This window comes from Haloarcula rubripromontorii (assembly GCF_001280425.1).
In the GTDB taxonomy this organism is placed as follows: domain Archaea; phylum Halobacteriota; class Halobacteria; order Halobacteriales; family Haloarculaceae; genus Haloarcula; species Haloarcula rubripromontorii.
In genome coordinates this window covers 302,223-316,545 of record NZ_LIUF01000001.1, presented here as the reverse complement: position 1 = coordinate 316,545, position 14,323 = coordinate 302,223, and the positions used below count along the sequence as shown (strand labels likewise).

The following is a 14,323-nucleotide window of genomic DNA, read 5'->3' as shown; positions in this document are numbered from 1 at the left end:
TTGTCTCCGTTGTACGGGTACTTGTGAGTTCATAATCTCTGAGGGCTGCGAAGTCGTTCCCGTCACCAATCGTGGCGGGGACGATCACGCCAGCAGGGACGCGATTACTGTCTGTCTCCGAGCGACACGGTGTTCATCTTCTGTCGGCTCGGCCCCATTCCGGCTGGCGGCGTGAAGTCGACGTGGTCGTACCAGAACAGCTCAGTCAGCTCGTGATACACCGGCAGCATTGCGACGTCTTCCCAGTTCGCGTTCTCCATCTGGATGTACGCGTCGTTCCGGGCGGCCTGATCTTCCTCCGTCGGTGCCGGGTTGTCAGCAATCGACTGGTACGCCTCCGCAGCCTGCTGGGCAGCGTCGCCGTTCTCCGGCTGCCAGTTGACGTACGAAATCGGGAAATCGAGGCTCGTATCGGTCTGTGGCGGGTTCAGCAGCTGGAGGAAGTTGTCCGGGGCGGGCCAGTCAGCGACCCAGCCAAGCGAGTACATCTCTAGCTCGCCGTTGCGACCACGTTCGAGGAGCGTGTTGAACGGCGCCTGATTGACTTCGAGGTCGATGTAGACACTCTGCAGCTGGTCTCGAAGAATGCTTGCGGTTTCACTCCAGACACCGGACTCGTAGATTGTCAGCTCGATGCCGAGCCGCTCGTTTTCGCCGTAGCCAGCCTCTTCCATCACCGAGCGGGCCTCTCCGAGCTGGCTGTCGTCGTAGCCATACGGGTACTCGTTTTCGGCGCGGTCGTTGTAGTTCTGAGCGCCGCCGGGGAAGACGGATTTCGGCGTGAAGTTGTACGCGGGTTCACCACGCTGTTTGAACACCTGCTCGACAACGGTGTGCTGGTTCATCGAGTATGCGACTGCCTGCCGGACCGGCTTAGGCACGCTGGCCATGTTGAAGCCGAGATAGAACACTCCGATGTTCGACACAGCGGAGTAATTGGCCGTGTCGCCGTTGCGCAACTCGCCGTAAGTCCCGATCTGGCGACCCTCGTCGTCTTCCTCCTCGACGGACACCTTCCCGGGGTCGTACTGCGCCGTGGGGAGTTCGAAGATGTCCGCATTGCGGTTCATCGCGTAATTGTAATTGGCTGAATCGTTCTCGATGACCGCAAAGTGGACGCCGTCGATGCTCGGGCTTTCGCCATAGTAGTCGTCGTATGCGCTGACTCTGGCCTCCGTTCCGGAGTTCCACGTATCGAACTCGAAGGGGCCGTTTCCGATCGGGTTCGAACTGGAGAACTCGGCCTGTGTCATCTCGCCTTCGTACCCTTCGATGTCGCCGACCGTGCCCTCGGGAACCGGTGCGAAGGATGAGTACGCGAGCATCTCAAGCGTGGAGGCAAACGGAGACTCCAGCTGGATTTCAAGCGTCGTTTCGTCGACAGCCTCAACACCGAGCGTCCCCGACTTGTACACTTCCTGTTCCTCGCCGTCGACCGTCTCAGTCGTCGTCTCGTGTGTCACGCCCAGCGAGTCAAGCACGAAGTAGGCACGACTGGAGTTCTCAGATGCAGTCAGCCGCTCGAACGCGTAGACGAAGTCACTGGCGGTTACGGTGTCGCCGTTGTGGAAGGTCGCGTCCTTTAACTGGAACGTGTAGGTCGTGAAGTCCTCAGATACCTCGTAGTCCGCAGCCATAAGCCCCTCTACAGCGGGCTGGCTGTCGGGATAGTTCATCAGCGGGTCGAACATCTGCTGAATAACGATTCCTGACTGGGTGTCGGTCGCCTCGATCGGGTCCATCGTCGTCATCGTCCCCGTGTTGACCCGCCAGAGGTCCCCGTCCTGTTTCAGGTCGGTCCCGACATCGCCCCCACTGGAGTCTGTCGAGTCCGTGCCACCGCCGGTCTCCTCCTCTGCGCCCTCAGTCTCGTCACTATCACTGGAACATCCTGCCAGCGCTGCGGCCGCCGCAGCACTGCCCGTTGCTTTCAGAAACGATCGCCGTTCCATGCTACTTGAACGTGGCATATTGATACCCAAATTGCCCCCCACAAATAGAAGTTATGTCATACAGTAGCTTGAAATATTAAACTGCTCGCATGAAGAAATTCAGTTTATTATCTATAGTAATCTTACATGATATATACTGCGACGGCTGTTTTCTGTATTCTGGAGTTTTGCCTTCTCGCACTGAATTCTCGGTAGCATTGACAGCGCGCACCGGTGTCTACGCGGACTGATAGGTGGTGGTAAAACTGCCGCTATTAGAAACTGCGCTACCAGTCGACGGAGAGTGTCCCGTCGCCGTTCGGGTCCGGGGCGATCTCCTCGTTCGTCCGCCGGTCGATGACGTGGATGATGCCCCGGTCTTTCTTCGCCGGACAGGCCTCTGCGGCCGCGATGTTGTGATCCAGATCCGATTCGTCGATAAAGTAGGTCTCGGGCTTGGCGATGCCAGTATCCAAGTCGAGGGTCCAGTTACGCGACTTCTCGGCGCACTTGCCCGCCCCGAAGCACTTGTTGGCCTCGAAGATGATCTTGTAGGGCTTCTCCTCGATTGGGGGGCCGTCCTGTTCGCCGAACTCGCTCGGATCGACGTGGTCGTCCGCGTCTGCCATTATGCCCTGTTCGAGATGGACCACCTTTCGATTGTCGGTCTCGCGGTCAAAGACTCGCTACGTCTCGGCTGCCGGCACGACCTCGACGGAGTCTCCGACGGCCAGTTCCGCGCCGCGGTCGGCCTCGGGGACGCGGGCGATGAGCATCAGGGTATAGAAGTGATCGAAGGCGTCCCGGTCGGCCCACTCCGGGAACGTCTCTTGCCGGCGTTCGATGAATTGCTCCCGGAACCCCGTGGTTTCCTCGCCGGTGTCGGGGTCCCGCTGTGGGACCACACAGCGGCCACAGGGTGTCACCCCTTCGAAGCGGACGCCGCCGGCCCGAAACGCGGGGGCGTCCGCGCCGACAAAGCGGTCTTCCCAGAACGCCGGGACCCCGCCGACCTCGACGTTCGCCCGGAGTCGCCGGCGCAGTCCGTCGACGGTCACGTCGTCGAACCACGACGCCACGGTCTCCAGCGTCGCGGTGCTGATGACCGACGGTCCCATCTCGCGGCGGTCGACGTAGCCCAGCGTCTCGTCGCGCTCGACGGTCAGGTCTACGTCGAAGAACGCGCCGAGCCAGTCGGCCGCCTGCGAGCGGCCGCGCTCCTCCCGGAGGTCGAACGACGCGCTGTCGTCGTCGGTCGTGACAGAGAGCGTCCCCGCCTCGGGGTCGTACCCGGTGTCGATGTCGTGGACGCGGTCGGTCCGCTTCCCGTTGACCACGTCGCCACCGGCGTCGAACATGGCGAACTCGCGGTCGTGGGCCAGCGTCCCGCCCGGGCGGATCGCTACCGATTCGAAGTCCATGCCGTCCAGCGCCTTGACGGGGTAGACGGTGAGTCGCTCGACGTGTGCCACTGTCGGCGGCTTCGGCCGCCGGCCCTATAGCAGTATCCCGTTCCGGGAGTCCGGCGGCGTCTCGACCCGGCGCGATGACGAAGCGGGTAGGGGCTCCCGAAAGCGCGCTCTGGTGGTGTCGCGCGTTTCGACCGCCAGTGGCCTGCTCTGGTGGTAAGCAGGGCTGACGCGGCGGCGTCCCCTACCGAAAACCGGACGAAAACGGGTGTTCGGAGAATCGCCTGAACGATACTATTACGTATCAACTGGGGTAATCAGTCGCCAGACGAATGGTCGAACACACTCGAACGCTGGATTTCAAAATCGCGTTCGCAATCGGGCTGGGGACGATGATAGCGGCCGGCATCTTCTCGCTGTCCGGCACCGCCGTCGCAGCAATCGGGTCGAGCGCCGTCATCGCGTTCGTCATCGCCGCCGTCATCGCTGGCGTCACCGCCGCCGCGTACTCCGAGTTCGCGTCGGTCTACTCAGAGAACGGCGGCGGCTACCTCTTCTGTTCGCGGACCTTCGAGGACCGGGACCTGCTGACATACAGCATCGGGATGTCGCTGTTTCTCGGCTACACCGGGACGACGGCCTTCTACCTCGCGACGATGGACGAGTGGGTCGTCCGTTTCCTCCTCCCCGAGTCGCTTCACTTCCTGCCACACGGGACCGCCGGCGTGGCGACTGCGGTCCTGCTCGGCGTTCTCAACGCCCGCGGAACCGAGGAGAGCGGGAGCTTCCAGCTCCTCGTCACGGGCGCGAAGGTCGCCGTCCTGCTCGCGTTCATCGGCGGCGCATTCGCCTTCCGCGGGCCGTCGGTGGCTGTCGGTAAGTTCGCCGGAAACTTCGGCGGCGGCCCCGTCGACATCCTTACTATCTCTGCGCTGGCGTTCATCACGTTCTTCGGCTTCTCTGCCATCGCGGCCAGCGCGGGCGAGATAATCGAGCCGAAGCGGACTGTCCCACGGGCCATCGCCGCGAGCATCGTCACGGTCACCGTCCTCTACGCGTTCGTCATCATCGCGATGGTGAACTCCCCGATTCCCGCGGAGGTCATCGCACAGGAGGGCGAGACGGCGATGGGCCGGGTCGCCGCCTCGTTCCTCGGGAGCATCGGCGAGAGCCTCATCGTGGCCGGGGCCATCTTCTCGATGGTGTCGGCCTCGAACGCGTCGATACTCGCCGCCAGCAGCATCGGCTCCTTGATGGGCACCCGCGGGCAGGCCCCCCGGCGGTTCTCCCGCATCCACCCCGACTACGGGACGCCCTCTTGGAGCGTGGCGACCGCGACAGCGACTATCGTCGCGCTCATCGTGTTCTTCATTGCGCTGTTCCCCGCCGAGGGCGGACTGCTCGCCGGCCTCGGCCTCCACCTGGGGCTGAACGCCCTGACCGGCTTCGCGACGCTGAACCTCCTGTTGCCGCTTGCCGTCGTCAACGTCGCGCTCATTTACTCCCGCCGGCGGTTCCCGGATATCACGCGGGGCTTTCGCGTCCCCGGCGTCCCGGTGGTCCCCGTCATCGGTGTGCTGGCGAACCTCGGACTCATCTACAACCTCCCGCCGAAAGGTGTCGTGACCGGGCTCGTACTGACGGGCGCAATGGTCGTCGTGTACCTCGCCTGGGGCGGCGCGCCGGAGACCGAGGACCTGCTTCGCGAGGTGGTCCCGGAGACTCCAGCGGCGAGTGCCGCGGGGGCTGAGGCGACCGCCGAGACTGGCGGCTTCCGCGTCCTCGTGCCCATCGCCCGCCCGGGCCGGGCCGCTCGCTACGTCGAACTCGCGGCGGCGCTCGCGAAGGTGTCCGACGAGGACCCCGTCGTCCACGTCCTCAACGTGACGCAGGTGCCCGACCAGACGCCCTGGGAATCCGTGCAGGACACCGCGAAGGCACGCACCGAACGCATCCGGTCGGAACTGGGAGACGACTACGGCGTCGACCTCCTCATCGAGGGGCACACCTGCCGCGACGTGGCCTTCGACATCCTTCAGACGGCGCGTGACGACGACGCCGACCTCATCCTCATGGGGTATCCCGAACGCCATCAGGACGTGACCGAGACCGTCGAGCGCGAAGCGCCCTGCGACGTGTTCTTCGCCGACAAGACCGCGGCCGCGGACGACCTCGACGTCATCAACATCGGCGCGGGCGGCGGCCCCCACCATCAGGCCGTACTCCCGCTCGTGAACGCGCTCGGGCAACTGGGGAGCGACCTCCACCTCATCAACGTCAGCACCGACGACGAGGGAGCAAACGAGGCGTCGGGGACGACGCTCGATGCACTCGAAGGCGTCGAGACGACCCAGGTCCACAACGTCCGGGCCGGCACCGTCGCGGACGGCCTCGTCGAGACCGCGGCGGAGAACGGCGGCGTGCTGGTCATCGGTGCGTCGCGGGACCGCTGGCTCAGGCAGGCCCTGTTCGGCAGCACGCCCGACGAGGTCATCGCGCTGGCCGCTGACCGGGACGTGCCGGTCCTCGTCTACGCCAGCCAGACCGGTGTCTCCGGCCGGCTGAGCGAGCGGCTGTTCCCAGTCACGCGGTACCTCAGAAAGCGGCTATCGCGGTCGGGCCGGAAACAGGGGTCCAGCCCCGACTGGAACTAAGTCGTCTCGCTGCCGGCGCGCTTATCGGTGGATGTCGACCGATTCGAGCAGCATCTCCTCGGTCGGCGCGTCGTTGCGGTCGGTGTCGACGCTGCCGATGGACTCGACGACCTCCATCCCGTCGATGACCTTCCCGAAGACGGCGTGTTTGCCGTCGAGGTGCGGCTGGGCGTCGAGTGTGATGAAGAACTGCGAACCGTTGGTGTTCGGGCCGCTGTTGGCCATGCTGAGAACGCCCGGTCCATCGTGGGTGAGGTCGTCGTGGAACTCGTCGTCGAAGGAGTAGCCGGGGCCGCCGCGGCCGGTGCCGGTCGGGTCCCCCATCTGGATCATGAAGTCCTCGATGATGCGGTGGATGTCGATGTCGGTGTACAGCGGATCGATCCGCTTCTCGCCGGATTCGGGGTCTTCCCACGCGCCGGTTCCCGGAGCGATCTCGGTCCCGTCGTAGTCGTTGGCCCCTTCGGCCAGGCCGACGAAGTTCTCGACGGTGGTCGGCACGCGCTCGTCGTACAGTTCGACTTCGATGTCGCCCTCTGTCGTGTGGAGGGTCGCAGTCAGGTCGCTCATACTCGGTCGGAAGGAAGCCCGGCAGAAAAGCCTGCCCACTGACCGAGGGTTCAAGTATCGGAACGGGGCCACCCCCACCATGTCCTGACGAGTGACCGCGTGGCGTCCAGCGGGTGTCCGACACGCCGCCACGCGCCGGAGAGTGTCGGCTGTTCGCTATTCTGCGGCTACGGTAAGTGTGACAGCAGTAGGTCCGATACCCGCTCGGGGGCATCGAACTGAACCCAGTGGCTTGCCGCCGGGAGCCGCTCGACTCGACAGTCCGGGACCCACTCGTCGAGGTCCTGCGTCAGCGCAAGCGAGAGCGCGTCGTCCTGGACGCCCCAGATAAGGAGCGTTGACGCTGTCACTGGACGGTCCCCGACGCCGCCCGCAGTGAGCGTCAGCTTTGCGTTCCGACGGGCGAGCGCCCGGTAGTAGTTAACTGCTGCTGTGCGTGCGCCCGGCTGCCCGAGTGCCCGCTTGTACCGACGCACGTCGGTCTCGGTGAAGGCGTCGGGTCGGGATGGCCCGTCAGTCAGGATACGCTCCAGCATGGTGAAATCGTTCCAGCGGAGGCTAGCCTCGGGAAGGACGGGAAGCTGAAAGAACAGCACGTACCAGGACCGAAGTAACTGGTCGGCCGAGCAGCGGAGTTCGCGCTCGTATGCCGACGGGTGGGGCGCATTCAGGACGGCGAGTTGGTCGACTACCTCCGGCCGGTCAATGGCGGCCTGCCAGGCGACGACGCCGCCCCAGTCGTGACCGACGATGTGGGCCTGCTCGCGGCCGAGTTCCGAGACGAGGCCCGCCACGTCGGCGACCAGTTCGTCGATGTGGTAGGCGGCGACGCCGTCGGGCTTGTCCGAGTGGTTGTAGCCCCGGAGGTCCGGCGCGACCACACGGTAGCCGGCGTCTGCGAGCGCCGGTATCTGGTGTTTCCAGGCGTACCAGAACTCCGGAAAACCGTGCAACAGGACGACGAGGTCGCCGTCCGGTGGGCCAGCGGTCACGGTGTGGAGCCTGACACCGTTGGTGTCGGCCAGCTCGTGGACTCCGGGCGTCTCCGATGCGGGTACCGTCCACGCAGTGCTGTCACGAGCGCTAGCGTGTTGTCCCATCGACATCTCTTCGCCTGCTCGGTAGAAGTGGGTTCCGCTCTGCTCGTCGTCGCCGGATTAGAAGGCCCGGAGGTCGTCGAGTGTGTCCGCTGCACTGCCGTCGGCAATCGCGCCGCGGGCCTGCTCAAGCCCGTCCTGAATGCTGTCGGCGTCTTCGCGGGCGTAGATGCGGAGGGCGGCGTTGAGCGCGACAGCGTCGGCGAAGCCGTCCTCGCGCTCGCCGGCCAGCACGGCCTCAGTTATCGCCGCTGATTCCCCGGCCACGTCCTCGACCTGCAGGTCCTCGCTCTCGATGTCCATGCCGTACTCGCCGGTGCGGATTTCGAAGTCGGCGATGTCTTCGTCGTCGGATTCGTCGCCGGTGACGGGCCATTCGGCGACGATGGTCTCGCCGGGGCGGACGTCGTCGTAGCCTTCCATCCCCTGGAAGAACAGGGCGCGCTCGACGGACGTGGTCTCGGACTCCTTGAGCGTGCGGACCATCTTCTTCGCGAAGGCTAGGTGGTAGAAACTGCCGAGGTGGACGCTGGCGTCGGCTGGGTTCGCCAGGGTCTCGACGGTGTTGACGAAGGTCCGGACGCCCATCTGGTCGCGGCGGTCGAACAGGGCGTCGATACCGGGGTTGAACGCGGGCTGGTAGTAGAAGCCGAAGCCGACCTCGTCGACCATGTCGGCGCTCTCGCTCGGCTCGATTTCGGTTCGGACGCCGAGTTCGTCCAAGACGTGCTTGTAGGCGTCCTGCTTCTGCGTCGGGACGCGGTCGCCGGAGTGGACGACAACGGGTGTGCCGGCGGCGGCGGCGACGACGCCCGCACCGACGCCGAGAATCGCCGACCGGCCCTTGCCGTCGTAGTTGGCTCCGCAGTCGACCGGATCAGCGTCCGGCGTGGCTGTCTCGACCGACTCCTCGGACATCACGTCGACGTACGCACCCAGTTCCTCGGGGGTGTTGCGTTTCCAGCGGTTGGCGAGCCAGAACGCACCGAGCGTCGTGTGGTCGGGTTCGCCGCCGAGGATGCGCTGGAACGCCTCCCGGGCCTGCGTGCGGGACATATCGTCGGCCGATTTGTGACCGGAGCCGACGACTTCCGTCATGAGTCGTTTGAGCGGCCATTCGCCGTACTCCCGGGTCGCTTGCGCCATGGAAACGTGTTCGGGCCAGAGTTCAAAAGCCCCTGCGTTTCGTTCTCAATTTGTGGGAACCGACCGCCTTCCCGAAAGGGATACACGACTACACTCCTAATCAAATACAATGAGTCTCAAGTCGGGTGAGTGGCGCGAGCAGATCGACGAGGTAGACGCTGCGCTCATCGACGAGTTCCAGAGTGATTTCCCGATTCAGGAACGTCCCTTCGAGGCTGTCGGTGACGCGTTAGGAGTCTCGGCGGGGGAAGCACTCGAACGGGTCAAAACGCTCCGTGACGACGGTATCTTCCGTCGGTTCGGCCCTGTCCTCAATCCGCCGGTCATCGGCTCTTCCACGCTGGCGGCTGTCAGTGCTCCGGAAGAGCGGTTCGACGAGGTCGCAGAGATAATCAACGGGTACCGGCAGGTGAACCACAACTACGCTCGCGACCACGAGTGGAATATGTGGTTCGTTGTCACTGCAGGCTCTCGACAGCGGCGCGACGAGATTCTCGCCGAGATCGAGGAGCGAACCGGTTGTTCGGTACTCGTCTTGCCGATGTTGACCGACTACTACATCGATCTTGAGTTCCCGGTTGTCAACGGGGACCGGTTCGCCCGGGAGAGTCTAGAGACGACCGATGCCACTGCGACCCGCATAAGCGAAGATGCCGCCGCTGACCTCTCAGAACTGGACCGGCAGTTATTGCTCGAAATCCAGACTGGTTTCCCGCTTGTCGCAACACCCTACCGCAACGTGGCGGACGCTCTCGATGCCGACGTGTCGGACGTACTCTCGGCGATCAAACGGCTCAAGCGAACCGGCTGTATCAAGCGTATCGGCTGTGTGGTGAATCACATCGTCACCGGCTTCGACAACAACTGCATGGTCGTTTGGGACGTGCCGGACGACGCTCTTGACGAGCGCGGACAGGCAGTCGGCGAACTCCCCTACGTCACGCTCTGCTACCATCGGCCACGCCGCCCGGAGCAGGACTGGCAGTACAATCTCTTTACCATGATTCACGGGCGCGAAGCGGGCATTGTCGACCAGAAGATAGACGAACTCGCGACCGAACACCTGCCGTACGACCACGACCGACTGTACTCGACGGAGACACTCAAACAGACTGGGGCGCGATACGACGACATCGTCGGGCAGTAACCATTTTCAGTCAGGTCGTCTCGGGAAACATGGCCGGAATCCTTTTGCAATTCTGTTGTAAACATGCTAGCTAATGACAAAGGGCCGGCGAGCGACAATCCTCGTTGTCGACGACGAGCCAGCGGTGGCCGATGTGTACACGGACCAGTTACGGGACCTGTACACAGTCGAGACGGCATACAGCGGTGAGGATGCCCTCTCGAAGCTGGATTCCACAGTCGATGTTGTCCTGTTAGACCGGCGAATGCCAGACCGCTCCGGCGACGAGGTACTGTCGGCGATCCGTGAGAAACGCTACGACACACGCGTGGCGATGGTGACCGCAGTAGACCCCGATTTTGATATCATCGAGATGCCCTTCGATGATTACGTCCTCAAACCGGTGTCGAAGGAGGACCTCTTCCAGACAATCGAGCAGTTGCTTCGGCACGCCGATTACGAGGAACGCCTGCGTGAGTGCTACTCGCTCACGGCGAAATACGCTGCACTGGAATCGTCGAAACCACAGGCTGTCCTCGATGAGAGCGAGGAATTCACTGCACTGAGAACCGAGCTTACCGAAGTCCGTGCGGAACTTGACGAACTCACGGATTCGTTCGATGCCACTGATTTCGAGTTGCTGTTCCGGAACTTTGAGACGGACGAGTCAATGCCGGACAGCACACAGTTTTGATCCGGTTCGGAGTGGTCGCTTCGGGACTCACGGCGACCCGCCCACCCTTTCGAAAGCACTAACCGATTCTCTTCCATAGAGAGGGCAATGAGTCAACAACTCCCGGACGTGCAGGCGTCGAGTCCGGACGTAACGGTCGGTCTCAATCGCGTCGGTGTGACGGGCGTCGAGAAGCTCGTTAAACTGGGGCGTCGTGACCGCGACCCCATCGTACTCATGGCGGAGTTCGAAGTGTTCGTTGATCTGCCGTCTTGGCGAAAGGGTGCCGACATGTCCCGCAATATGGAGGTCATCGACGAAACGCTGGAGACCGCCGTCTCGGAGGAGGCCTACCGGGTCGAGGACGTCTGTGGTGACGCCGCTGAACTCCTGCTTGAGAAGCACGATTATACAACGAAAGCCGAGGTTCGGATGGAAGCCGAGTACGTCACACACGAGAAGACGCCGGAGTCGGGGATGGCTACCCAGTCGACGGCCGATATCATTGCCTCGGCGACAGCGACCGAAGACGGGACGAGCGAGGAAATCGGTGCCCGTGTCACCGGGATGACTGTCTGTCCGTGCTCACAGGGGATGTCAGCCTCCCGCGCCCGTGAGACGCTCCAGCAACTCAACGTCGAAGACGATGTCATCGAGGAGTTCCTCGAAACCAATCCACAGGCCGGTCACTCACAGCGCGGCCACGCCACGCTCACCGTCCAGAGCGACGGCGCGCCTGAGGTCGATCTGAACGAACTTATCGAAGTCGCCCGGGATTCGATGAGCGCCCGCATCTACAACCTCGCGAAGCGGCCCGACGAGGATCACATGACCTACGAGGCCCACAAGGACGCCAAGTTCGTCGAGGACTGCGTTCGCGCCCTCGCCGAGGGTGTCGTCGACACGTTCCCGGACCTGCCGGACGATGCCGTCGTGACGATGAAACAGTCGAACGACGAGTCCATCCACCAGCACAACGCTCACGCCGAGCGTGTGGCACAGCTGGGCGACCTGCGGCAGGAAGTCAGCGAGTAGCGAGGGCTGAGCGCGGCGAAGTTCTCGAAACATCGAGTGGAGAGCGCGAGACGCAACGCGTCTCGATTGCGAGTGGTGAAGCCGCAAGCGTCGCGACCCGAGAGACTGTGGTCGCTGTCTGTGACTCTGTTTCTAACTCTCCGATGACCCAGTTACGGCGGGCCGACCGGCTTTGCCTCGGCCCAGTGTTCTTCGAACGCCTGGCTGATATCGGCAGTGAAATCGGAGTCTTTCATGTCGATGACGCCGAAGGTTTCCTCGCGGCCCAGCGGGTGTGGGACCTCGATACAGACCTCGACCCCATCGAGTAGCTCGAACGTGGTTCTGATGTTGGGACTGGCGCGAGCGCTGTAGTTGTCGTAGTGGAAGAGGCGCTCGTAGTACTCGCGGTTGGCTTCTTCAGGAAGGCTCTCGAACAGGTCCGGCCGAACGAGCAGGGATACTTCGACGCCTCGTTCCAACGCCGCTTCGAGTTCATCCACGATTCGCTCGGTCCCGGAGAGAATGTCGACCTGCCGGGCGGGCGCCGAGCCGACCATGATAATCTCGTCGTCGGCGGCGGCCAGCCGCTCAAGTAATAGGTCAAGCGAATTGTCGGGGCCGACGGCGGCTGTCCAGAACGGCTCCTCGACGGGCTCTGCCGACTCCAGTTGTGTCGAGAGGTCGTCGACGATTTCCTCGTACTGGCCGACCTTCTCCTGGAGTTCGCGCTTCTTGTCCTCGAGCAGTCGGTCGAGAGCCGTGTCCGGTTCGACGGCGACGTATTTTTTGGGTCGGCTGGCGGTCTGGCTGCGGACGAGATTGTACGTTTCGAGGCTGTTTAGGACGTCGTAGATGCGGCCCATTGGAACGTCGCTGGCCCGCGATAACTCCTTGGCCGTTGTCGGTCCCGTTTCAAGCAGTGATCGGTATGCTCTGGCTTCATATTCGGAGAGTCCGAGATCTCTGAGACTGGACATACCCATACATCAAGATACGTGTGCAAAAACTTATCGGGGGTTTACCGTTTGTCAACGTTTGCTGCCGTTGTTCGTGTCAGCGCTCGCCAGTGAGCGAGGCTTCGAGTTCGGCCGGCGTTGCCCCCTCGGCGACGATAGCATCCCCGTCGAGGAGTCGTGCCGTACCGTCGCCGTTCGGCTCCGGGACGACAGTAGTTTCGTGGTCGGCCAGCCGCAGTGCCGCGCGATGGAGATCGGTCCCTGCCTCGGTGCCGACCGTGAGTGTCTGGGGTTGCTGGAGACGCGCCGCGACACCGGCGTAACCGGCGACCTCGACGCCCATCCGTTCTGCCGCGCCGGCGAAGGACTCGACCGCTGAAAGCGCCGTATTGCGGTATCTGTCTTCGCCGGTGAGTGCCGCGAGGTCGACCAGTGCGTCGGCCAGCTCCACCGTCGCGTCGAGCGGATGAAGCGAGCGGTCACAGAGTCCTGGCCCGCTTGCAGGCCCGTCACGGAACGCACCCCCGTCCTGCTGGCGGTTTTCGATTGTCCAGTCCGCGACAGCTTCGGCCGGCCCCGGCTCACCGAGGACCTGCCAGCTCGTCGTCAGCCCCTGGAGGAGCTGGGCCTGGTCCAGCAGCAGACCGGTGTCACTGTCCGCGCCGTCGTAGTGGGCCACCTCGCCGCCGTCGACGAGCGACTCACAGACCGCGTCCCGCGCGCGAGTCGCGTACTGCCGGGCGCGCTCGTCGTCGGTGTAGGCCGCCATCCACAGCAGGGCGTCGATGGCGAGGCCGTTGCGGTCGGCGAACACCGTGTCGTCGACGTTCGGGGACACCGTCCCCTCGCGCTCGCTCGGCTCCAGCCGGTAGTACTCGTCCGAGCCGGCCTGACTCGCGGCGAAGGCGTCGCCGGCCCACAGCGTCGTCGTGAGGTAGTCGACGGTCCGCTGGGCGGCGTCGCGGTAGGCCTCGGTCCCGGTGTACCGGTAGCCGTGCGCGAACGCCCGGACCAGCGCGGCGTTCTCGTCCAGCAGTTTCTCCCGCCGCGGGTTCCCCCAGTTGCGCTCCGTCGAGTACCGGAAGAAGCCCCCGTCGTAGGTGTCCAGCAGGTGCGTGCGGATGGCTTCGAGCGTCCGGGTGGCCTGGTCCCGCGCCCGAACGAGGGCGAACTCGGCGGTCCGCGGGAGCGGGAACTTCACGTCGGTTCCCCAGCCGCCGAACTCCTCGTCGAACGCGCCGAGCAGTTGCTCTATCATGTGCTCCTCGATGCGCGGCCGGAGCTCGCCGGCCGGCGGCGACTCGTCCTGGAGCTGTCTGGGGACCGAGCCCGCCGCCGCGCCCTGGGCGTCCCAGGACTCTCGAACAGAGTCCAGAATCCCGCGGAACCCGTCCGGTCCGAGGAACGTCGCGCCGGTGATAACCTCTCCTTCAGGAGTGAGAAACACCGTTGACGGGAATCCACCCATCGTGTACCGCTCCCGGACACGGGGATTGCGGTCGGCGTCGACACGGACCGGAATGAACCCGTCGTTGATGTTGGCCGCGATGCGGGGCTCGCCGAACGTGCCACGGTCCATCGCCCGGCACTCGGCGCTCCACGGGACCGTCAGCGCCAGCAGCACCGGCTTCCCCGACTCGGTGGCGTCCTCGAACGGGGCTGTGCCCCACTCGCGCCACTCGACCTTCGTGTCGCGTGCGTATTCGTCCATACCTGCCCTGGGCGGTGAGCGTACAAAGGCCCT

General features: G+C 63.9%; 12 protein-coding genes. 4 read left to right on the top strand and 8 right to left on the bottom strand.

Annotation, left to right across the window (positions count from 1 at the left end):
- Positions 1 to 104 precede the first annotated feature (104 nt).
- From AMS69_RS01630 to AMS69_RS01620, 3 genes are all read right to left on the bottom strand, one after another.
- The gene (locus AMS69_RS01630) at positions 105 to 1,952 is read right to left on the bottom strand and encodes an ABC transporter substrate-binding protein (protein ID WP_053966357.1); all 1,848 of its coding nucleotides are present in this window, start codon (positions 1,950 to 1,952) and stop codon (positions 105 to 107) included.
- 266 nt (positions 1,953 to 2,218) lie between these two features.
- A complete protein-coding gene (locus tag AMS69_RS01625) occupies positions 2,219 to 2,560 on the bottom strand; it encodes a hypothetical protein (protein ID WP_053967009.1) in 342 nt (113 codons plus the stop codon).
- Positions 2,561 to 2,617: 57 nt separating this feature from the next.
- Complete coding sequence (locus AMS69_RS01620; RefSeq protein WP_053966356.1) at positions 2,618 to 3,403, bottom strand: MOSC domain-containing protein; 786 nt, start codon at positions 3,401 to 3,403, stop codon at positions 2,618 to 2,620.
- 269 nt (positions 3,404 to 3,672) lie between these two features.
- Between AMS69_RS01620 and AMS69_RS01615 the strand changes: the two genes are divergently transcribed.
- Positions 3,673 to 5,994: an amino acid permease gene (locus tag AMS69_RS01615; protein WP_053966355.1), complete on the top strand. Its 2,322-nt coding sequence runs from the start codon at positions 3,673 to 3,675 to the stop codon at positions 5,992 to 5,994.
- Positions 5,995 to 6,015: 21 nt separating this feature from the next.
- On the opposite strand, the gene AMS69_RS01610 is transcribed toward AMS69_RS01615, so the two are convergent.
- The 3 genes from AMS69_RS01610 to AMS69_RS01600 all read right to left on the bottom strand — a co-directional run bounded on the left by AMS69_RS01610 (position 6,016) and on the right by AMS69_RS01600 (position 8,807).
- Positions 6,016 to 6,564, bottom strand: a complete 549-nt coding sequence (locus AMS69_RS01610; protein ID WP_053966354.1) for a peptidylprolyl isomerase — start codon at positions 6,562 to 6,564, stop codon at positions 6,016 to 6,018.
- Positions 6,565 to 6,731: 167 nt separating this feature from the next.
- Positions 6,732 to 7,664 (bottom strand): alpha/beta fold hydrolase, encoded by a 933-nt coding sequence (locus AMS69_RS01605; protein WP_053966353.1) that lies wholly within the window; start codon positions 7,662 to 7,664, stop codon positions 6,732 to 6,734.
- Between the two features lie 57 nt (positions 7,665 to 7,721).
- Entirely contained in the window at positions 7,722 to 8,807 is a 1,086-nt protein-coding gene (locus AMS69_RS01600) for an anthranilate phosphoribosyltransferase (RefSeq protein WP_053966352.1), read from the bottom strand.
- A gap of 109 nt (positions 8,808 to 8,916) precedes the next feature.
- On the opposite strand from AMS69_RS01600, the gene ahbB reads away from it, so the two are divergent.
- The 3 genes from ahbB to mptA all read left to right on the top strand — a co-directional run bounded on the left by ahbB (position 8,917) and on the right by mptA (position 11,641).
- On the top strand, positions 8,917 to 9,954 hold the full coding sequence (ahbB, locus tag AMS69_RS01595) for a siroheme decarboxylase subunit beta (protein ID WP_053966351.1): 1,038 nt from the start codon (positions 8,917 to 8,919) through the stop codon (positions 9,952 to 9,954).
- A gap of 73 nt (positions 9,955 to 10,027) precedes the next feature.
- The gene (locus AMS69_RS01590) at positions 10,028 to 10,627 is read left to right on the top strand and encodes a response regulator (protein WP_053966350.1); all 600 of its coding nucleotides are present in this window, start codon (positions 10,028 to 10,030) and stop codon (positions 10,625 to 10,627) included.
- Positions 10,628 to 10,714: 87 nt separating this feature from the next.
- Positions 10,715 to 11,641 carry a GTP cyclohydrolase MptA gene (mptA, locus tag AMS69_RS01585; RefSeq protein ID WP_053966349.1) on the top strand — a complete coding sequence of 309 codons (927 nt, stop codon included), beginning with the start codon at positions 10,715 to 10,717 and terminating at the stop codon, positions 11,639 to 11,641.
- Between the two features lie 152 nt (positions 11,642 to 11,793).
- Here mptA and AMS69_RS01580 read toward each other — a convergent pair whose 3' ends face one another.
- Together AMS69_RS01580 and AMS69_RS01575 are read right to left on the bottom strand one after the other, a co-directional pair.
- Positions 11,794 to 12,600 (bottom strand): TrmB family transcriptional regulator, encoded by an 807-nt coding sequence (locus AMS69_RS01580; protein WP_053966348.1) that lies wholly within the window; start codon positions 12,598 to 12,600, stop codon positions 11,794 to 11,796.
- 76 nt (positions 12,601 to 12,676) lie between these two features.
- Positions 12,677 to 14,290 carry a DUF255 domain-containing protein gene (locus tag AMS69_RS01575; RefSeq protein ID WP_053966347.1) on the bottom strand — a complete coding sequence of 538 codons (1,614 nt, stop codon included), beginning with the start codon at positions 14,288 to 14,290 and terminating at the stop codon, positions 12,677 to 12,679.
- Between the last annotated feature and the right edge of the window lie 33 nt (positions 14,291 to 14,323).